This window comes from Desulfobacter sp. UBA2225 (assembly GCF_002348205.1).
Taxonomy (GTDB): domain Bacteria; phylum Desulfobacterota; class Desulfobacteria; order Desulfobacterales; family Desulfobacteraceae; genus Desulfobacter; species Desulfobacter postgatei.
The window spans coordinates 1-20,412 of the sequence record NZ_DDYV01000108.1; the positions used below are offsets into that span (position 1 = coordinate 1).

Consider the following 20,412-nt stretch of genomic DNA (forward strand, 5'->3'; position numbering starts at 1 on the left):
AAATTACAGGCTCTTATGCTTACATCTATAGAATCCATAAGACCTGGCAGAACATATGAACGTAATTTCAATAAAAAGAATAAAAAATTCCATCTGGAATACAGGCAACCAGCTTGATACTTTGAGGTGTCTTAAGTCAACGGCATTGAGAGGAGACTGACGCAGATAAGACGTGGAGGCTTTTCCTTGCGAGAATGGATCGGCGGAAGATGAAAACGACCACCGAGGTGAAAGATGAAGGCGTCGTGATATCTTTCAATCCTGAAATTGATCCTAAGCTCAAGGAATACAGCGAAGCGGCCCTCAAGGAAAACTCCGAGCAGATGAAATATTTGCCTTTGAGATTATGGGCAAGCTACAAAAAAGAAAAGGATGAGCGCTCAAAGCAGTATGAACAGTACGACAACAACCTTCAGCTCGCCTTGCAGGAAACCAAGGAGATAATCGAGAAATTAAAACAGGGCGATGATGAAAGTTTCCGTCTTCTCAATCATTCAATACCGGCAGATGTCTGCTCTATCTTGCTGACGGATTATTTCGACAAACTTTCCGAAGAAGAGACAGGATATTGCAAAGATATCATCTTGGAGTATTCGCGGGTTCCACTCAAGCCTCATTACCGATATCAAATTTCAGATGGGACTACGTCGGCCATTTCCGCTTTGCCGGTAGTGTTTCAGAATTATCCGGTGGAAAGGGAAAACATCAAGGTAATTCTACTTCTAACCCTGTTTGATTATTCCCCGGTCGGTATGGGAGGAGGCAGTTACTACGTCTTTCCCAGCATGGCGATCAATAAATTATGGGAAAGCCATTTTGATGACATGCAATCTCTGTTTATCGGATATTTGCTTTTGAAGCCCCAATATGAGGATCTGAGGGAAAAACTTCGCCAGGAGAGTTACAAAAAAGGAGCCTATAAGATTGACAAAGGACAACTTTACAAGGACTTCTTCAAAAAGCATGAACATGATCTGAAAAAAATCATGGAGAATAATATCTCCATATATGATTTAAAGAACATAGAACAAACTGATTTAAATATCTTAAATACGGGCTTTCAGTTAATTCCCGTGAAGACAGCTAATGCTATGCATAAACAGCTGACGCTGTCCATAATCGTCACTTTTGCAACCAATCTATTGTCCCGTGACCGGGAAGACGAAGTCGATTATTCAGTCCGCCAGTCCTTCTTAGAAAAATTAGCATATTTTGTCCTGAATGCTTCCGAGCATGACATTCCCGATTATTTAAAACCGTTTCTCGACGGCTTCAATGGCTCGGAAGCTATCGCTGATTTGTTTGAGCAATTTATTTTGGTTGAAGATCGGTTGGATACTTACGACAAGTTCTGGCAAGTCTGGACACTATTTTTTGAAAAGATAGTTGACCTGTGCAAGAACGGGGATGGATACTGGTATGTGGACAGGATCATCAAGACTTATCTGTTTGCACAAAGCCCTTGGAAAGAGACCGCCACTGATTGGCACACGTTCAAAGACAGCAACAGCCTGTTCTTCGAGGAAATAGGCAAGAATATCGGCCATTGTCCCTCCACTTTGTATTCGCTGGCCAAATCGTTGAATAATATAGCCAGCCGGTATCTCAATCCTGGCATAATGTGGCTGTCCGGTATGTTGACCTCTAACAAAAAATTATGGACAGCTAAATTGGAGACCAATACCCTTTATTATCTGGAGAGCCTGGGTAGGAAATATATCTACAAGGAACGCGAAAGAATACGGAGGACCAGGAAGTTGAAAGATGAGGTTTTGGTGATATTGGAATTTCTGGTCGAGAAAGGATCGGTCGTGGGTTATATTTTAAGGGAGAATATACTGTAATCTTAAATTTAATTCGAGCCAGAAAATTTACCGGATAAACCGGTGATTCTCGTATTAAAACTTACAATTTTTAGAAATTATGAGGAATCGGAACCTCCACAATCTGTCTATAAACGCTCGCTTTTCAAGGAGCGGTGCCGGGCACAACATCTTGTGCCCCTTCTCTATTCTGTCGAGGGAGAATGATACATTATTTTCGTTTCTGCCCGAAAATTCAGAACAATGAAAATGTGAGTGATTATTTTTTTCGTGCGGAAAATATCCAGACAAGGGACCATCCCAAGGCCACGGGCAGAATTCCCGACACGATAAACATTGAAATCTGCCCCTGCCACGGTTTTGTCCATAAGGCACTGATGATGATGTCGGCTGCCGACAATACAACGGCAAGTCTCATTTTCATTGTGAATACCCTGGCAGACGCTCTTTTTGTTCTCCTGCCCGAAGGTTTTGGGGTAATCATTCTGGGTACAATAAAGATACACAATATCAGAAGGATAAGTAGAAGAATTTCGCTGATACCGGTCAATTGAATTTCCTAAAATTTGTTGTATTCAATTTTTTCTACCTGTTATAAATGGATTTGAGCTCTGCATAGGCCTGCTGAATTTCCAAGAATTTTTCATTGGCAAGGGTTGAAAAGTCTTCACCCAGGTGGGACAGTTTGTCCGGGTGGTATTGCTTGGCCTTGTTTTTATATGCAGTTTGAATGTCAGACCAGGATGCAGAGCTGTCCACACCAAGAATATCATATGGGGATTTAAGGGTACCGGGTTTGGCTGATTTTTCCCCTTTTGTTGACTTTCCCGTTGTGTTGGACCGGTATGAAGATTGGTTTTGTGCGCCTTGTTTAAATGTTTCGGTAGGTTCTGGGCCCTTGTCGTTCTTTCCAAAGGATTGTTTACCTCCCTTTTTAAATAAAAAGGAGGGCAGCCGGCCATATCGGATCAGATGATACAGACACACCATCACCAGACTGTCGTCTATCCATCCCACCAGGGGCAGATACATTTCGGGAATGAGATCCGCAGGCGAAATAAGATAGGCCAGGCCCAGAAGAACCAGTATAAATTTAACCAGGGTGGCCATTGTCATTTCCCGGCGGTCAGGACATCAATCATGGTGAAAAGTTTCTGCTCAACGTCATTTGTATCAATTTTGTTTTTTAGAAAAACAACCGCGTCAAAGGTGCCTGAAACATAAATCTGCCGTCCGTTTATGTTATGTTTCAGTTCAAACAGTGCAGACCCGTCTGGGGCTTTCAACGTATATGTGTGCCATCCGTGTCCGCCTATATATTCCTCCGGGACACCTAACTTTTCTTTCTGGATTTCGGGGTCTCGTATTTTTTCAATATTGGAAATCTCAAAGTCCGTTCCAAGTTGGTTGAAACAGGCCACCAGGGCCTTGGCTGTGCCTGATGTGTCCGCTTTTCCCTGCTGATGGCTTTCCGTAACTTGAAGGGTGAATCCTTTGAACAATCCGGGGAAGGTGTTTGCTCCGTATTCAAGCATGGCCTGGAGCCCGACAATCTGTTTGGCCATGTTCGGGGCAATGACCGCAGGAATAGATCCGTTTTTAACCGTACGTTCAAGATCCTGCCTGTCTCCGCCCGTGGTGCCCATGACAAAGGGGATCTTATGCGCAACATAGAATTTTGCATTATCATTTACAGCGGTCGGGTGGGTATAATCAATACAGATGCAGCCGGGATAGGATCCAAGAATGTCATTGATTTTATCTTCCCTTTCACTGGGTTTTAAAAGGGTCACTGTTGTCTGATCCACAGAGACTTCACCCTGGGTAATCTCCTCCCCGGTCAGGGAGAACGGTACAAGGGTAAAGCGCTCATCCCGTAACGCCGAGGNNCCATTATACGGGCCACATTACCGGGCAGTCCGCTGATCATGATGGGTATACAATTCATTTCAAATCTCCTTGAAGGCTTTGGACAAAATTGGTCAGACCGGCCAATCCGGGTTCATTTAGGTTTATGAGTCGACATTCAAGTCCTTTCAGAGCTGCCGGGATATATTTTTCAAATTGGTTCTTCTTTTTAATTCGGGTCAAAAAACCAAACGCGCCCAGCATTTGAAGGTTACGTGAAATACAGCAGTATCTGAAAGAGTGTATAAAAGCTGCCATGTCAAAGGATACCTGAAGACCGATTTTTTCCAAAGTATAGTTTAAAAGTTCATCCCGGACAGCCTGGGACAGTGTAACATAGGGGTCAATCAAAAGGGAAGCCAGATCATATTGAATGGGCCCCGGTCGGGCAGATTGAAAATCAATGAACCAGGGGTGGCCGTCATGGATCATGATGTTTCTCGACTGGCAGTCCCGGTGCATGAGCCCGTTCATTGCATGGATCAATGCATTGTCGGCAATATGGGAAAATTGCCGGGCAAAATTTTCAAACCCTTCTTTTCGGCCAACGTATTCATTGACAAAGGCTTGCATGAAATACCGGCATTCCAGATCCAAAATCATCTGTTTTGAGTAGGACGGGGTCTGGCAGGTCCAACTCGTATCAAAATTCTCAATCCCTTTGAATGAAAAATCAATCAGGCGGTCAATGACACGTTGATACCATTTAATAATCCGTTCTTCCTTCATTCCCCGGATATGGTCGACCAGGTGGGTACTGCCAAGATCTGCCACGGCTACCTGGCCCGAAATAGTGTCATGGCCCATAATTGGGGGAACGGCAATACCTTTGCCGGCCAGATGCTGCCCGATTTTTATAAATGCGTTCAACTGGGCTGTGCCATTGTTGTTTCGGGCCGTATCCAGACAGATGCCGTGATCCGATATAATCAGGCTTTTTTCTCGATGCCGGGCGCGGAACCAGAGACGGTCCGAACCGTCCCCGGCAATGGCCTGAATATCAATGCCGGGAATCTGAGACGGGGTTAAGCCAAAAACTTTGCCGGCCAGGCATTCCCTGGATGTGTGCTGGTAATCCTGGGGGGTGCCCATGTCCCGCCAATAAAATTCCTTTGCCATAAGCGCGGAAATTTTTTCCAGCTCACACACTTTTTTATACACATCGATACTTGAAAATATTGTTTCATGGGGCATGTATTCAAATAACCCTGGGGATATTGCCTGGATTCCCGTGAACGCAAGCCCGGATTCCGGGGCCTGGGAAAAATGCCTGACAATGCCGAGTTCTGGTGTTGCCTGCTCCACACAAAGGGTGTTAAACCTGTAGCAGTCATGGACCAGCAAGGTGGCCAGGGCATGAGATGCCTTGTGACGGGCCATGAGATATGACAGGTCAAAATCACAGATCACATCTGCATTCACCACAAAAAAATCATCATCTGCCAACTGACTGCCAAGGTTGGCAATGGCCCCGCCGGTATCTAAAATTACGGGCTCAAAAACCACTTCCAAAAGGTTTTTTGACCGGTGGTTGTCAACAAACGTTGCAATGGCATCTGCCAGATGGTGGGCATTGATAAAAATTTTTGTGCAACCGGCATCTAAAAGATTCCTGACGGCATAGTCGAGAACGGGCCGGCCGTTGATGGTAAAAAGGGGCTTGGGCAAATGCTGTGTATAGGGCAGCAGCCTTGTGCCAAACCCTGCTGCAAGTATAAGGGCTTTCATGATGGTCAGCTTGAGATTCGTCTGGAAAGCAGATCAATGATCTCTTTGTACCCGTCTATGCGTTTCTGGTCCCCGGAACCGTTGATATGGTTTTTGGCAAAATAGTTTACGGCGTTACGGTAGTTGATCAGGGACAAGGATTCCTTTCGTACCACCTGGTTGCGTCTGTATAGTTTGTTGCCAAAGGAGAGCAGCTTTTTTGCACGCTCTTTGACATCATATTTGTCTGTCTTTTCTTTTTCCAGGAATACAAGGCAGGTCATATAGGATTCAAAGAAGGGAATGAGAAAAGCTGCAAACCATTTAAGTTTTCTCAATCCTTCCGATGTCAGGTTAAAGGTGTCGGCATATTCAGTATCCGGCACAAGAATTCCCTCGTTGATAAATCCTTTTATCGCCTTTGAGATCTGCTCTTGTGCTGAAATTTGCTCATCAAATGAAAATTCGTCCGTGAACAGTTTTTGTAAAAATTTATACCTGGATACAAGATCCTGAATGTCAAACTTAAACCGGTCTATTTCCATAATAGCTGCAGCCGTATAGGCCGCCGGTACAAAGAAGCAGATGACCGAATTTTTATAGTAGTCCAGAACCGGTCTTTTGTTGTGCTTGACAATGAGCATGGTGGTATCTGTGATCTCATCCTCGTCTTCATCGGCAAGCTCAATGAAGTTTCTGGAAAGAAAATTTTCAATAACCGAATCAAAGGCATTGTCCGGGTCAATCATCAGTGTGTCGGACAGATATGCACCGTGATAGACCAGATGATTCATATAGGTGTTTATTCGGGCAAACATCTGTTTTTTTGTAAACGTGCTTTCAGAGCAGTTAAGGATGCCGGAGGCAATAATACCATGGGGCGTGGCAACGATATTGTCATTGATGTGATTTATCAGCTTGTATCCGAATCTCTTGACAAAGTGACTGAACTCCGGATCACTGAACTTTTTGAGATCAACGCCTTTTTCTTCCATATACCTGTTCATGGAAATCGGCGTGTCAAATCTTATATACACTTTGCCGTATTTGCGTTTTAAAAATTTGCGTGTGTTCAACAACCCTTTCAGGTTTTCAGGTGTTTTGTTGCCACCTTCAATTTCTTTGAGATATGCGTCCTCTTCCAGGACCCTGTCATATCCGACATAAATGGGCACAAAATAGAGATCTTCACAGGCGCCGCTTAAAAATGCCCGGATAATCATGGAGAGCCCGCCGATTTTAGGCGGCAGTACTTTTCCCGTCCGGCTTCTGCCCCCTTCAATATAAATTTTGATGTTAAACCCCTCATAGAGCAGTTTTTCAATATATGCCGCAAAAATTCTGGCATACAATTCCGCGCCCTTGAACGTCCTGCGCAGGAAAAACGCCCCGGCACCCCTGAATAAAGGGCCAAGGGGCCAGAAGGAAAGGTTTTTGCCTGCCGCAATGTGGGGGCAGGGCATATTGTTTTTATACATAACATAGGGTAAAAGCAGGTAATCAAGGTGGCTTTTATGGCAGGGAATCAGAATCAGCGGGGCTTTGCTGTAAGTCTCCCGCATCATGTTGATCTCATCCTGGGATACGGAAATCCCCTCAAATATGTTCTTAAATACCCAGGTAAAAATCCAATCTAAAAAGTTTATCACCCTTAAACTGTAATTGGATGCAATTTCATCGATATAGCCCGCGGCCTTTTTGTTTACCTTTCGCAAAGGGGTCCCGGTTTTATCCGCATAGGCCGCCAGATATTCTCTTAGGGATTTTCTGTTAAGAATGTCCTCGGTGATTTCCTGACGGGATTTAAGCACGGGTCCTGTGATGCTTTTGCGCTGGCGGTTGAGGATATCCACAAGCAGGCTTCTCAACCGATGGGTCTGGAATTCCGAATCAAGACGCTGGATTTCAGGCCGGGCTAGGAATTCTTTCAGATTTACGGGCCGTGCAACTTCGACCCGGATTTTATCCGGTTGCCTCAGCATGGTAAACACCCTTTTGAGGCGACCGGGTTTTTCATGGGTGCCGAAGATTATATCCCCAAGGCTTGGATTTTTGTGCATGGGTTTGGTGATATAGATAATATCTTCAGGCACAATAACAACCGACTTTTCAATTTGTTTCTGCAATTCAATCAGATGAAATAGAGGATCCGGTGTAGATCTGATAAACCTGTTATAAAATTCATCCTCTTCTATAAGGCTGATAAATCCTGCCCGGTTTTCCAGAAGCATTTTCCGGGCATATCCGCTGGCATAGATATCTTTGAAATGGAAATTGTGGAAAAAGAAGTATAATTGCGACAGAATAATTCTTCCAATCTGTTTTGCGGGCAGAAGAAAGAAAAAACGTAAATCAAAACTCAGTTCAGGATAGGGTCCGTTTATGCGTTTCAAAAGGGTGTGAAAATATAAAAAATCAAAAATATGCTTGTTTTTACAGGCAAAAACAACAATTGAATCCGGTGCCGTATTTTTTATCCGTTTAAGGCTGGAGTTACCAATACTGATTTTATTAACAAGATGGTTCAGTGTTTTTCCAATGATAAAGCTTTGGGTGCCAGGATAAAAATTTGAATAATAATCATAGGAATCGTTAAGTAGAAACGCTATTATTTTATGTATTTTTGTTCTGGTGGCTGAGACCAGATTATTTATCGGTGCAAACAAACTCATAGGGTGTCCTTTTTTTCCTTCGAAGCTTGAAGGGTCAATCGTGGCAGGAACGCTTTTTTCGGTTAATTCAATACCAGAGCTTGGTTTACATGGCAATATGATAATTTTATTCAGGTGTCTTGATATAGGTAAAAACGCCTTGATAAAATCAGGGGCCTGTGATACTTTTCTCCATCTATTTGAAATTGAAATAAGCATATAAGCAAGTACATTAATTTTTTTGGGTATGGATCACATATTTACGTATCAAATGTTTAGACGGGAATTTAAGGAGGATAACCTATGAAAACGTTAATTGGCGGAGCTATTGCAGTTCTTCTCGGAGTTGTTGGTCTGGCGGTATGGTTTACAGAGTTTATACAAATTATTACCGGATGTATCCCTGTTGTTCTTCTCGTGGGTGGCGGTTTTGCACTCTACCTTGGATTTGACGAGTTGAAAGACTCTTGGAAAAATGACGAAGGCGTTGACGCTTCTACCGATTAAACCAAGACCTAACTTGCCGAATCGTAAAAAGAATCGGCAGTAGGAAAAGCGCAATATAATTCCGCGTTGTCGGATTTATCAGTCCATAGTATAAAGCTAAAAAGGGGCCGTGATAGAAAGTCACGCCCCTTTTTTTATTTGTATAGATAAAAGTCTTGTGACTCCTGCCTAAACTCCTGCAATGGTCTTTGCCAGGCTTTTTCCAATTCAACGGGATCATTCATTTTTTCAATATTTTTCCGCAAGTTCCGGCTTCCTAAAATCAGATCCATGGGCAGGCGCTCAAATTCATATTCATAGGGCGGCGTCTTGAACTGAAAGCCGTTGGGGTGTGCTCTCATGATTTCCTGTAATAAAATCAGGGAACACAGATAGGGTTTATATTCATCTCTGTCCATGATGTGGATTTGAACCCCTTTGCATGTCTGGTTCTGCCATTTTCCGGATGTGGGTTGGAAACACAGTGGCCGCAGCACAATGCCTTTAAGACGGTCTTTCACGGCCTGTATCAATGTCATAGTATCCACATAAGGCGCGCCGAATTGTTCAAAGGGCAGCGTGGTCCCCCGTCCTTCCGACAGATTGGTGCCTTCAAAGATAACCTGGCCGGGATAGACCATGGCGGAAAGCGGGGTGGGCAGGTTCGGGGAAGGCGGAATCCAGACTAATCCGGTGTCCTGCCAGTACATATCCCGGGTCCATCCCTGCATGGGAATCACGGTAAGGTCACAACCGATCTTTTGGGTTGTATTGATATAGGCGGTAATTTCGCCTATGGTCATGCCGTGGCGCATGGGTATGGGGTATCGCCCAACAAATGACGCACACTCTTCTTCAAGGATATTGCCCTCTACCTGCAGGCCGCCAACAGGGTTGGGCCGGTCCAGGATCACTACGGATCTGCCGAGTTTTGCTGCCGTTTCAAGGCAGTATGAGATGGTATATATAAAGGTATACACACGGGTACCCACATCCTGGATATCAATGACCAGGGTATCGATGGGGTCAAACATATCGGCTGTGGGAACCCGTGTTTCACTATATAGGCTGAATACCGGTATATTCAGATCAGGATCCCTGAAATGCCCCGATTCAATCATATTGTCCTGCTTTTCGGCAAAAAAACCGTGCTGGGGTGAGAACAAGGCGCAAACCCGCCCTGGAAAAAGTCTGCTTAGAACATCCTTTGCATGTGCAAACCGGCTTGTGATTGAGGCCGGATTTGCCAAGAGGCCTAAGCGCATGCCTTTCAAATATTCAGGCGGATTATCGCAAAGGCTCTCCAGTCCGGTTTTAATCCTTGGTGCGTTTTTGTTCAATGCTAACCTCCAAATAATCTTTATCGTCCTCTTAATCTTGCCCATGCTCTAAATACCGATAAATTCGAGCAAGATTAAGATTAAGAGCAAGAAAAACGGCCGAGAGGGTAAGGATCATACTTTACAATCCGTATGACTCATTATCACAGGTGTTGACAAAAATTCAAATCCTAACTAATTAGTACTGTTTTATCCAACCTGCAAATCAATGGAGCACATTTTTCATGTCGTTTTCAATCAGTGAGTCCGTAAAGGCCATAAAACCCTATGAGGCCGGCAAACCTTTAAGTGAGGTAGAACGCGAGTATGGTATTTCCAACGCGGTAAAGCTTGCCTCCAATGAAAACCCTTTCGGGTGTTCGCCCAAAGTGGCCCAGGCTGTCTTGTCAAAATTGTCCGCGATGAACCGGTATCCTGAGCCGGTCCCTTTTATACTATGCCAGAAACTTGCTGAAAAATACCATGTTCAGATGGAAAATCTGGTCATTGGAAACGGTTCCGATGATATCATTGCCCTGCTTGCTCATGGATTTTTGGACCCCGGACAGGAAGCGGTGATGCCGCTGCCGTCCTTTCTGATGTATGAGATCAGTGTGAAAACCGCAAAAGGTGTTCCGGTTATGGTCCCCCTCAAGGATTTTTCCACCAATCTTGACGGGCTTGTCAAGGCGGTCACCCCAAAAACGAAACTGGTCTTTGTGACCAACCCCTTTAATCCTACCGGGGCTGTAATTACCAAAGATGAATTTTTACGATTTGCCGATCAATTGCCGGACACTGTGCTGATTGTCGTGGATGAAGCGTATATCGAATTTGTACGCGACGATTCGGTCTATAATGCTTTGGATGTGCCGTTGACGGATCCAAGAATCGTTACCCTAAGAACCTTTTCCAAAGCATACGGCCTTGCCGGTTTCCGCATTGGCTACGGGGTTATGGATAAAGCTGTCGCTGAAATTTTAAACCGGATACGTCAACCCTTTAATGTAAACGCCCTTGCCCAGGTTGCGGCCCAAGCCGCGCTGGAAGATACCGATTTTCTGTCCAAAACCATCTCCGGTACCCACCAGGGCATTGATTTTTTAACCCAAAAATTCACGGAAGCCGGTTTTGAGGTGCTGCCCACCCAGGCCAATTTCCTTATGATGGATGTAAAGACCAATTCCCGGGAGATCTGTGAGAAACTGCTTCGAAAAGGGGTGGTGGTGCGTTCTCTGGCATCCTATGGATATGACACCTTTATTCGCATAAATGCCGGCACGGACCAGGAAAATAAGATATGCGTGGATGCCCTGATCAGTGTTGCAGGCAAATAAAATAATGGGCAGGCGTATTGTTACCATTGACGGGCCGGCCGGTGCCGGTAAAACAACGGTTTCAAAAGCGCTTGCAAGGGAGCTTGGCTGGGTTTATGTGGACACCGGTGCTTTGTATAGAGCTGTTGCGTTTGAAATCAAGCGCCGGCAGATCAACTGGGAAGACAGTGCCCGGCTTGAACGGTTTCTTGCCTGCCTTGATCTTGATTTTGTCATGGACGGACGGGACCCTGTTCTGACATCATCAGGCCGGGATATCAGCTCATATATCCGCACCAATGAAATCAGTATGCTGGCCTCGGCCACGTCGGCGATCCCCCAGGTGCGAAGGGCATTGCTGGGGATTCAGAAATCCATTGCCGGGGAAAGGGATGCCGTGTTTGAAGGCCGGGACATGGGTACGGCTGTTTTTCCCAACGCGTCTTATAAGTTTTTCCTGACCGCTGATGTTAACGTACGTGCCCGGAGACGATTTGAGGAATCAAACGCCTCCGGAATTTCATTTGGAAAAATTCTCGAAGATATGATCAAGCGGGACGCAGATGATACCCAACGTCCCGTATCTCCATTAAAACAGGCTCCGGATGCTCTCCTCATAGATGCAACTGCATTAGATGTTTCCCAGGTCGTTGAAAAAATGAAAAGCATCATCAAGAAGGTTTAAAAAGTTCCGGAATTCCTTGATTTTTCATTTTTTCGTTGGTATAAGAACCAATTGTATCCGCCTTCGCCATCTTTTCCTTATGATTCAAAGGCGGGTAACATCATCGATTAGGGGGATAAACATTAATGAACAACAACATTGCTGAAGAAAACCAAAACATGAATCAAGAATTAGAGACCCAAAATGAGGTAAAAGAGTCCGAACTCGAACTCACCGGAGAAGAGACCATGGAAGAACTGCTGGATATCTATGATTCCAGCCTCAGTAAATTTGAAGAGGGACAGGTTGTCACCGGAACAGTGATCTCCGTCGGCAGGGAAAGAGTCCTTGTGGATGTGGGATACAAATCCGAGGGGCAGATCTCAATTCATGAATTCATTAGTGAGGACGGCAATGTCAGCGTCAACGTCGGCGACGAGTTTGAGGTGATGATTGAAGTATGGGATGAAGAAGAGGAGACCGTTCTTCTGTCCCGTGAGAAAGCCAAAAAGGTTAAAGTGTGGGACGCCATCAAGGACATCTACGACGAAGACGGTACCATTGAGGGTGTCATCACCAGTCGGGTTAAAGGTGGTTTCTCCGTTGATATCGGACTGCTGGCCTTTTTGCCCGGCTCCCAGGCGGACCTGCGGCCCATCCGCAACATGGATGAAATGGTCGGCCAGACGTATACCTTTAAAATTCTCAAGTACAACAAGAAAAGAAACAATATTGTTCTGTCTCGCCGGGTACTGCTTGAAAACGAAAGAGAAAAAATGCGCAGTGCCACCCTGTCTGCCATTGAAAATGACAAAGTCATGGAAGGTATTGTCAAAAATATTACCGAATACGGTGTCTTTGTTGATCTCGGAGGCGTTGACGGACTTCTCCATATTACCGATATTTCCTGGGGACGGGTTAAACATCCCTCTGAACTCTTCTCCGTTGGCGATCATATCAAGGTGAAAATTCTCTCCTTTGATTTTGAGAAGGAACGGGTCTCCCTGGGCATGAAACAGTTGACGCCTGATCCCTGGACAACTGCTGCCGATAAATATCCCATCGGTTCCAAGATCAAAGGCCGGGTGGTCAGCCTGACTGATTACGGGGCGTTCATTGAGCTTGAAGAGGGTGTCGAAGGTCTTATCCATGTTTCTGAAATGTCTTGGACCCGCAAAATCCGTCACCCATCCCAGATGGTTGCCGTGGGCGAACAGGTTGAGGCTGTTGTTCTGGATCTTAAACCTGAAAACCGTAGAATTTCTCTGGGCATTAAACAGACTGTCGAGAATCCCTGGGAAGTCATTTCCCAAAAATATCCAGTGGGCACCATCATTGAAGGAAAAATCAAGAACATTACCGAATTTGGTCTTTTTATCGGTATTGATGACGACATTGACGGCCTGGTTCACATCTCTGATATATCCTGGACCAAACGGATCAAGCATCCTTCCGAAATTTATAAGAAAAATGATACCATCCAGGCAGTTGTACTTGACATTGACAAGGCCAATGAAAGATTCTCTTTGGGTATTAAGCAGACCCAGATAGATCCATGGGAAACCGTTGCCCAACGCTATGACGTGGGCAAGGAAATTTCCGGCGTCATCACCAACCTCACCGATTTCGGTGTGTTTGTAGAGCTTGAAGAAGGCATTGAAGGGCTGGTTCATGTATCTGAAATCAGCAAGGAAAATATCAAGAGTCCCAAAGAGCATTACCAGATCGGCGAAACCATTACGGCCAAGGTAATGAATATCAATTCCGATGAAAGACGGATCGGCCTGTCCATCAAGCGCCTGAAGGAAGATGATGATGACAACAGATATCTTGAAGAAATTGCAAAAAGTTCCAAACCTGCCGCATCCGCATTTGGAGAGATGCTGAGAAGCAATATCCAGGAAAAACTGGAAGCGGAGAAAAAAGAAAACGAGTAATCCCTGTCTGACAGGCAGTAGCAGGATTGCAATTTTTTAAATTTTGAAGGCCGGACTGATCCTCTAAACAGGACATCCGGCCTTTTTAGTTCCAATCAAAATTAAGGAAGAATCCCTTATGTTTGCTAGACGCCATCCTTTTTTGTTTTTTCTTTGTGTTATCTGTGCCTGCTTTACCTTAGGGTTGCTTGCCCTCTCCGGTGTTGCCGTGCTGGGTGCTATTGCCGTGAACAGTGAGATCAGCGGTGCCATCGCCTCATCCCGGGGTAATATCGGCGTGGTTGAGGTCACGGGTCCTATTATATCTTCAAAAAAAATTATTAAAGATATTCAAGGGTTCAAGGATGATGACACCATTAAGGCGATTATTTTAAGGGTTGACAGTCCAGGCGGTGGAATCGGGCCTTCCCAGGAAATCTACCGGGAACTTTTGAAGACCCGTGATGCAAAAACCGTGATTGCCTCCATGGGTTCTGTTGCGGCCTCCGGAGGGTATTATATTGCATGCGCAACCCAGGGTATTGTTGCAAATTCCGGCACCATCACCGGTTCCATCGGCGTAATCATGGAGTATGCCAATCTTGAACAGATCGCTAAAAAAATCGGGATCTCTCCTGTGGTAATAAAAAGCGGTGAGTATAAGGACATGGGATCCCCCACGAGAGAGCTTAAAGAGAGTGAAAAACAGCTGTTTCAAAATCTTGTGGATGAACTGCATGCTCAGTTCGTATCCGATGCGGCTGCAGCCAGGAATATGGAAACTGATGCCATGGCCAAACTGGCTGACGGCAGGGTTTATACCGGACAGACCGCCATGAAACTTAAGCTTGTTGATCGTATCGGCAACATGGATGATGCTGTGCAGTGGGCCGGACAGATGGCCGGCATTGAAGGGGAACTGACCCCTGTTTATCCCAAAGAGGATAAAATAACCCTGTTCAGAAGACTGGCCGAAACCCTGCTTCAGGATGTTAATTGGGGCAGCAGCCTGTCCGAATCCTTCAGGTATGTTTTCAACTAAGAACGAATCTACTCAAAAATATCAACCTCGCCTGCACCGTGCCTGATTACCTCTGGCTCGTCCTCAACCAAGGAGATTACGGAAGAGGGGATGTTCGGCACAGGACCTCCATCCAGAACCATGTCTATCCTTGCGTCGAAATAATCATGGAGTAGGGATGCATCTTCAAACACTTTGCCGTCAGGGTCTGTGGCGGAGGTTGAAATAATGGGGTTTCCCAGTTGCAGGGCAAGGTTGATGGCGATTTGATTGGCCGGGACTCTGATGCCTGCGGTTTTTCTTTTTGTCAGCATAATTTTGGGCACCATCTTTGATCCGGTCAGAATAAAGGTATAGGGACCGGGCAGCAAACGTTTCATGTGGCGATAGGCTATATTGGAGACCTTGGCATAGTCGGCAATATTTTTTAGATCCGGGCAGATGAAGCTGAAAGGCTTGGTTTTATCCCGTTGTTTGATCTGGTATATTTTTTCAATTGCCTTTTTGTTCATGATATCACAGCCGATACCGTAAAAGGTGTCTGTGGGATAGGCGATAATACCGCCTTTCTTGAGACTTTCCACAGCCATGGATATAATTCTTGCCTGAGGCGTATGGGGATTAACATTATATAACATAGGGGTTCTCCTGGAATTCGGAATATCTAAATTTCATCACCAAAACAGATGCCAAGCGTTCTGGCGGTCAGGATCAACTCTCCGTGGGGATCAACGCTGCGTATTCTGTTTACGGCATCTTTTAAATTTACGCTTCCCATCATTCCGCTGGGCTTAAGTGCTACCATTTTGCCAAAAGTTCTGCCGGCTGCCATATGCACCGCCTGAACCCCGAACCGGGTGCATAACTGCCTGTCCCAGTGGGTTGGCTGGCCCCCGCGCTGGAGATGACCAAGGACCACGCACCGGCTCTCTTTGCCGGTTTTTTCCTGAATTCTTTCGGCAATTGCATAACCAATGCCGCCAAGACGGACTTCTCTGTCTGTTTCATCATTGTCAGACACCACCATGCTGTCGTCAAGTTTTGCACCTTCGGCCACAATAACAATGGTGAATAATTTGCCTGTGGCTTCCCGGGCCCTGATTTTTTTCTCAATGGACGGCATATTAAATTTTATTTCAGGAATCAGAATAACATCCGCCCCTCCGGCAAGCCCGGCATAGGCGGCAATCCAGCCGGCATACCGGCCCATGACCTCAAGCACCATGACCCGGTTATGGCTCTGGGCTGTTGAATGCAGCCGATCAAGGGCATCCACGGCACAGGCCACGGCTGTGTCAAATCCAAAGGTCTGCTGGGTGGCATCCAGGTCATTGTCTATGGTCTTGGGGACACCGATGACAGGCAGCCCTGATTCATGCATCTGCAGGGCTGTGGTCAGCGTGCCGTCACCGCCGATGACCACAAGTGCGTTCAGGCCTAACGCTTCTATAGTCTGTCGTACCTGGGCCATAAGATTTTCTGGTATCTTTCGTGTTTTACCCTGGCCTGTTTTTGATGAGAATTTGCCGGAATTTGCAGTGCCCAGAATTGTGCCGCCGCGGATAAGAAGCCCGTCCATATCCCGGACGGTGAGGGGGGCCGCCTGAACCGGTGTCAAAAGTCCGTCAAAACCGCCCCGAACACCTATGGTCGTAAACCCCTGCATGTCGCCGGCTTTTACAATGGCCCGGATTACCGCATTAAGTCCGGGGCAGTCTCCTCCGCCTGTTACTACACCAATTTTTTTTCCCATGGCCTAATCCTCGTTAATGGAAATATAGGATATCTCTGACATTGTCCCATGTTGAATTAAAGTGGTCGAATTTACCTCACGGTCCTATATCAGATAATCAGTGATGAAACAAATGAATTAGAAGATCCTTTATGGATATTTCCCGGGGAATGACCTTGTAAAAAGTTCATGGTTTTGGTAAAAGAACCTGTTTATATACTTTGCTTTGAATATTATTGGCTGGCCCTTTCACCTACCTTTTTTACGTGACGGCCGGCCTTTCAAGCATAAATAAACATCTTTCCTTTCCGGAGGTTTTTTTTATGTCCAATGTATTACCAGAACAAGGGCTCTCTTTTGATGATGTGCTTCTGCTTCCCGATTATTCAGCCATTCTGCCTGACGAAGTTTCCACACGAACCCGTCTGACCAAGGCGCTTGAGCTTAATATTCCCATTGTCAGTGCAGCCATGGATACGGTGACCGAATCAGATACCGCCATCAGCATGGCCCGGGCCGGCGGCCTGGGGTTTATTCACAGAAACCTGAGTATTGCAGAGCAGGTGGTTGAAGTGGATCGGGTTAAAAAAAGCGAAAGCGGCATGATTGTTGACCCTGTAACAGTCCATCCCGATGCCACGATCTCCGAAGTACTAAGCATTATGGCCAAATATCGGATTTCAGGTATCCCGGTGATTGAAGGCGATAAGCTGGTTGGCATCGTGACCAACAGGGATCTTCGTTTTGAAACCCAGTTGGATAAACCGGCCAGGGAGGTTATGACCAGTGAAAATCTGGTGACCGTGCCTGAAAAATGTACCCTGGAAGAATCCAAAATCATGCTGCATAAACACAGGATTGAAAAACTTCTGGTGGTGGATCCCCAGGGTAAACTCAAAGGATTGATCACCATTAAGGATATTGAAAAGATAAGAAAATATCCCAATGCCTGCAAGGATTCCCTGGGACGTCTGAGAGCCGGTGCCGCCATTGGTGTGGGCTCTGATATGATGGACCGTGTGGACGCACTTCTGAATGCCGGGGCAGATGCCCTGGTCATTGATACCTCCCATGGGCATTCTCAAAATGTGATCACTGCGGTTCAGCGTATCAAGGCAGCATTTCCCGACTGCCAGCTCATTGCTGGTAATGTGGCCACGGAAGCCGGGGCAAAGGCATTGATTGACGCAGGTGTTGATGCCGTTAAAATCGGTATTGGCCCGGGTTCCATATGCACTACCCGTATTGTTGCAGGTGTTGGCGTACCCCAGCTCTCCGCTGTGATGAACTGCGCCGAGATCTCAAAGAAAACCGGCGTGCCCCTGATTGCCGACGGCGGGATAAAGTTTTCCGGAGATGTTTCCAAAGCCTTGGGGGCCGGGGCGCATTCCGTTATGTTGGGCAGCCTTCTGGCCGGCACCAAAGAAAGCCCCGGCGAAATCGTCATTTACCAGGGGCGTTCATATAAAGCCTATCGCGGCATGGGGTCTGTGGAAGCCATGAAAAAGGGTAGTTCCGACAGATATTATCAGAAAGATACCGGTGAAAATGAGGAGTTGGTTCCCGAAGGCATCGTGGGCCGGATTCCCTACCGGGGAACCATCCGCGAGAATATTGTCCAGATGATCGGCGGGCTTAAGGCCGGCATGGGCTATCTTGGCGCAGCCACGATTGAAGAATTGCACAGCAAGGCAACGTTTGTCCGGATCACTGCAGCCGGATTAAAGGAGAGCCATGTGCATGATGTTGTCATCACCAAGGAATCACCCAATTATAGAGTAGAAAGCAATTAAAGTCCTATGACCACTAATCAGGATATACCGTTTTATCATTTGCACCTTCATTCCGAATACTCCTTGCTTGACGGGGCCATTCGGCTAAACGACCTGATGAAAAGATGTTCGGAATATGGCATGGATGCCGTGTCCATTACAGACCATGGAACCATGTTCGGTGTGGCCGAGTTTTATGAAAAAGCCCAAAAAGCCGGTATCAAACCCATAATAGGCTGCGAAGTCTATGTGGCGCCCAGAACTTTAAATGACCGGACCCAGCTGGATAGAAAAGGGTTAACTCATTTGATTCTTTTGGCTAAGGATCGGGAGGGGTACACCAATCTTTGCAAGTTGGTTTCCGTGGCCCAGCTCAAGGGTTTTTATTTTAAGCCCAGGATCGACAAGACGCTTTTGGCCGAACATGCCAAGGGGCTTGTGGGGCTTTCCGCCTGCCTGAAAGGGGATATTCCCCAGGCTATTCTGGCAGGGAATCAGGCCAAAGCAGATGAATTGGCACGGTTTTATCTTGATACGTTGGGTGAGGGAAACTTTTTTCTTGAAGTCCAGGAAAACGGGATGGATATCCAGCGTCGTCTGAATAACGGTCTGCTTGATATGAGCAAACGTCTTTCCATTCCCATGGTGGCCACCAATGACTGCCATTACCTTTCCAGGGGCGATGCCAAGGCCCATGAAATCCTTTTGTGCATTCAGACCGGCGATACCTTTGACAATGTCGACCGGTTTAAATTTGATTCGGACCAGCTTTACTTCAAATCCAGGCAGGAGATGGCCGATTCCCTTGGGCATTTCCCCGATGCCATTGCCAATACAAAGCTGATCGCGGATATGTGCGAGGTGGATTTCGGCAAGAAAACCTATCATTTTCCCCGGTATGACCTTGGCGACGGACTATCCGAGGATGAACTGTTTAAAAAACTTGCCATGGAAGGCTTTGAAGAACGCCTTGCCAAAATCAAGAAAAAGCGTCCCGACATCGATGAACAGGTCTACAGGGATCGGATTAAATACGAGATTGATATTATCCTTAAAATGGGGTTCCCTGGTTATTTTCTCATTGTGGCCGACTTTATCAGCCATGCACGAAAAATCGGGGTGCCGGTGGGGCCGGGCAGGGGGTCTGCGGCCGGCTCCATGGTGGCTTATGCCATGGGGATTACAGCACTGGATCCCATTGAGCACGGGTTGATTTTTGAACGGTTTTTAAACCCGGCCCGTATCTCCATGCCTGATATTGACGTGGATTTCTGCATTGAGGGCAGAGAGCAGGTCTATGATTATACGGTTCAGCGTTACGGCGGGCCGGAATATGTGTGCCAGATCATCACCTTTGGAAAATTGAAAGCCAAGGCCGTCATTCGGGATGTGGGAAGGGCGCTGGGTGTCCCTCTTTCCGAAGTGGACGAAGTCGCCAAGATGATACCCGACACCGCCAAAAATCTAAAAAAGGCATTGGATGAGGTCCCGGCCATTCGGGATAAATGCCTGGAAACAGAGGCCAAAACCCAGATGCTGGAGGTTGCCATGCTGCTCGAAGGGTTGCCGCGGCATGCATCCACCCATGCCGCAGGTGTTGTGGTTTCTGACAAACCCCTGTGCGAATATTTGCCGTTATTCAAGGGTAAAGACGGTGAAACCATTACCCAGTTTGACATGAACTTCACTGAAAAACAGGGTCTTGTAAAGTTTGATTTCCTTGGGCTTCGCAATCTGACTGTTATTAAAAACTGTATTGCTTTGATCGAAAAACAGGGCAAAACGCCGCCGGATCTGCTGCACCTTGATTATTCAGATCAAAAAACTTTTGAGCTTTTGCAAAATGCCGATACCACCGGGGTATTCCAGCTTGAAAGTTCGGGCATGAAGGAACTGATCTCCCGCCTGAAACCGGCCAGTTTTTCAGACATTGTTGCCCTTGTTGCCCTTTACCGGCCCGGTCCTTTGGATTCGGGGATGGCGGACAACTATGTTGAACGAAAGCATGGACGGGAACCTGTGGTATACCTGTTTCCCGAATTAGAGCCTATACTTGAAGAAACTTACGGGGTGATCCTGTACCAGGAGCAGGTCATG

At 46.3% G+C, this 20,412-nt stretch carries 16 protein-coding genes; 9 read left to right on the top strand and 7 right to left on the bottom strand.

Annotation, left to right across the window (positions count from 1 at the left end; translation table 11 throughout):
* The first annotated feature begins 209 nt into the window (after positions 1 to 209).
* Both B3D59_RS05910 and B3D59_RS05915 read left to right on the top strand, forming a co-directional pair.
* Positions 210 to 1,844 (top strand): hypothetical protein, encoded by a 1,635-nt coding sequence (locus B3D59_RS05910; protein WP_286818394.1) that lies wholly within the window; start codon positions 210 to 212, stop codon positions 1,842 to 1,844.
* 182 nt (positions 1,845 to 2,026) lie between these two features.
* Positions 2,027 to 2,377: a hypothetical protein gene (locus B3D59_RS05915; RefSeq protein WP_286818395.1), complete on the top strand. Its 351-nt coding sequence runs from the start codon at positions 2,027 to 2,029 to the stop codon at positions 2,375 to 2,377.
* Positions 2,378 to 2,408: 31 nt separating this feature from the next.
* On the opposite strand, the gene B3D59_RS05920 is transcribed toward B3D59_RS05915, so the two are convergent.
* From B3D59_RS05920 to B3D59_RS05935, 4 genes are all read right to left on the bottom strand, one after another.
* Positions 2,409 to 2,933 (bottom strand): DnaJ domain-containing protein, encoded by a 525-nt coding sequence (locus B3D59_RS05920; protein ID WP_286818396.1) that lies wholly within the window; start codon positions 2,931 to 2,933, stop codon positions 2,409 to 2,411.
* A 2-nt stretch (positions 2,934 to 2,935) separates the two neighbouring features.
* On the bottom strand, positions 2,936 to 3,631 hold the full coding sequence (gene dapB, locus B3D59_RS05925) for a dihydrodipicolinate reductase (RefSeq protein ID WP_349676872.1): 696 nt from the start codon (positions 3,629 to 3,631) through the stop codon (positions 2,936 to 2,938).
* A 136-nt stretch (positions 3,632 to 3,767) separates the two neighbouring features.
* On the bottom strand, positions 3,768 to 5,459 hold the full coding sequence (locus tag B3D59_RS05930) for a sugar phosphate nucleotidyltransferase (protein ID WP_286818397.1): 1,692 nt from the start codon (positions 5,457 to 5,459) through the stop codon (positions 3,768 to 3,770).
* A 5-nt stretch (positions 5,460 to 5,464) separates the two neighbouring features.
* A complete protein-coding gene (locus tag B3D59_RS05935) occupies positions 5,465 to 8,110 on the bottom strand; it encodes a 1-acyl-sn-glycerol-3-phosphate acyltransferase (RefSeq protein ID WP_286818399.1) in 2,646 nt (881 codons plus the stop codon).
* Between the two features lie 282 nt (positions 8,111 to 8,392).
* Here B3D59_RS05935 and B3D59_RS05940 point away from each other — a divergent pair, with 282 nt between their 5' ends.
* Entirely contained in the window at positions 8,393 to 8,596 is a 204-nt protein-coding gene (locus tag B3D59_RS05940) for a hypothetical protein (RefSeq protein ID WP_286818401.1), read from the top strand.
* Between the two features lie 134 nt (positions 8,597 to 8,730).
* Here B3D59_RS05940 and B3D59_RS05945 read toward each other — a convergent pair whose 3' ends face one another.
* Entirely contained in the window at positions 8,731 to 9,915 is a 1,185-nt protein-coding gene (locus B3D59_RS05945) for an exo-beta-N-acetylmuramidase NamZ family protein (RefSeq protein ID WP_286818402.1), read from the bottom strand.
* A gap of 224 nt (positions 9,916 to 10,139) precedes the next feature.
* Between B3D59_RS05945 and hisC the strand changes: the two genes are divergently transcribed.
* From hisC to sppA, 4 genes are all read left to right on the top strand, one after another.
* Positions 10,140 to 11,231 (top strand): histidinol-phosphate transaminase, encoded by a 1,092-nt coding sequence (hisC, locus tag B3D59_RS05950; protein WP_286818403.1) that lies wholly within the window; start codon positions 10,140 to 10,142, stop codon positions 11,229 to 11,231.
* Between the two features lie 4 nt (positions 11,232 to 11,235).
* A complete protein-coding gene (gene cmk / locus B3D59_RS05955; RefSeq protein WP_286818404.1) occupies positions 11,236 to 11,895 on the top strand; it encodes a (d)CMP kinase in 660 nt (219 codons plus the stop codon).
* A 125-nt stretch (positions 11,896 to 12,020) separates the two neighbouring features.
* Entirely contained in the window at positions 12,021 to 13,811 is a 1,791-nt protein-coding gene (locus B3D59_RS05960; protein ID WP_286818405.1) for a 30S ribosomal protein S1, read from the top strand.
* Between the two features lie 118 nt (positions 13,812 to 13,929).
* Entirely contained in the window at positions 13,930 to 14,832 is a 903-nt protein-coding gene (gene sppA / locus B3D59_RS05965; protein ID WP_286818406.1) for a signal peptide peptidase SppA, read from the top strand.
* Positions 14,833 to 14,840: 8 nt separating this feature from the next.
* Here sppA and B3D59_RS05970 read toward each other — a convergent pair whose 3' ends face one another.
* Positions 14,841 to 15,449: an L-threonylcarbamoyladenylate synthase gene (locus tag B3D59_RS05970; protein WP_276999445.1), complete on the bottom strand. Its 609-nt coding sequence runs from the start codon at positions 15,447 to 15,449 to the stop codon at positions 14,841 to 14,843.
* Positions 15,450 to 15,475: 26 nt separating this feature from the next.
* Positions 15,476 to 16,564 carry a 6-phosphofructokinase gene (locus tag B3D59_RS05975; RefSeq protein ID WP_286818407.1) on the bottom strand — a complete coding sequence of 363 codons (1,089 nt, stop codon included), beginning with the start codon at positions 16,562 to 16,564 and terminating at the stop codon, positions 15,476 to 15,478.
* A gap of 302 nt (positions 16,565 to 16,866) precedes the next feature.
* On the opposite strand from B3D59_RS05975, the gene guaB reads away from it, so the two are divergent.
* Complete coding sequence (gene guaB, locus B3D59_RS05980; protein ID WP_286818409.1) at positions 16,867 to 18,336, top strand: IMP dehydrogenase; 1,470 nt, start codon at positions 16,867 to 16,869, stop codon at positions 18,334 to 18,336.
* A gap of 6 nt (positions 18,337 to 18,342) precedes the next feature.
* Positions 18,343 to 20,412 (top strand): DNA polymerase III subunit alpha (locus B3D59_RS05985; protein WP_286818410.1); only part of this gene is annotated, 2,070 nt, incomplete at its 3' end.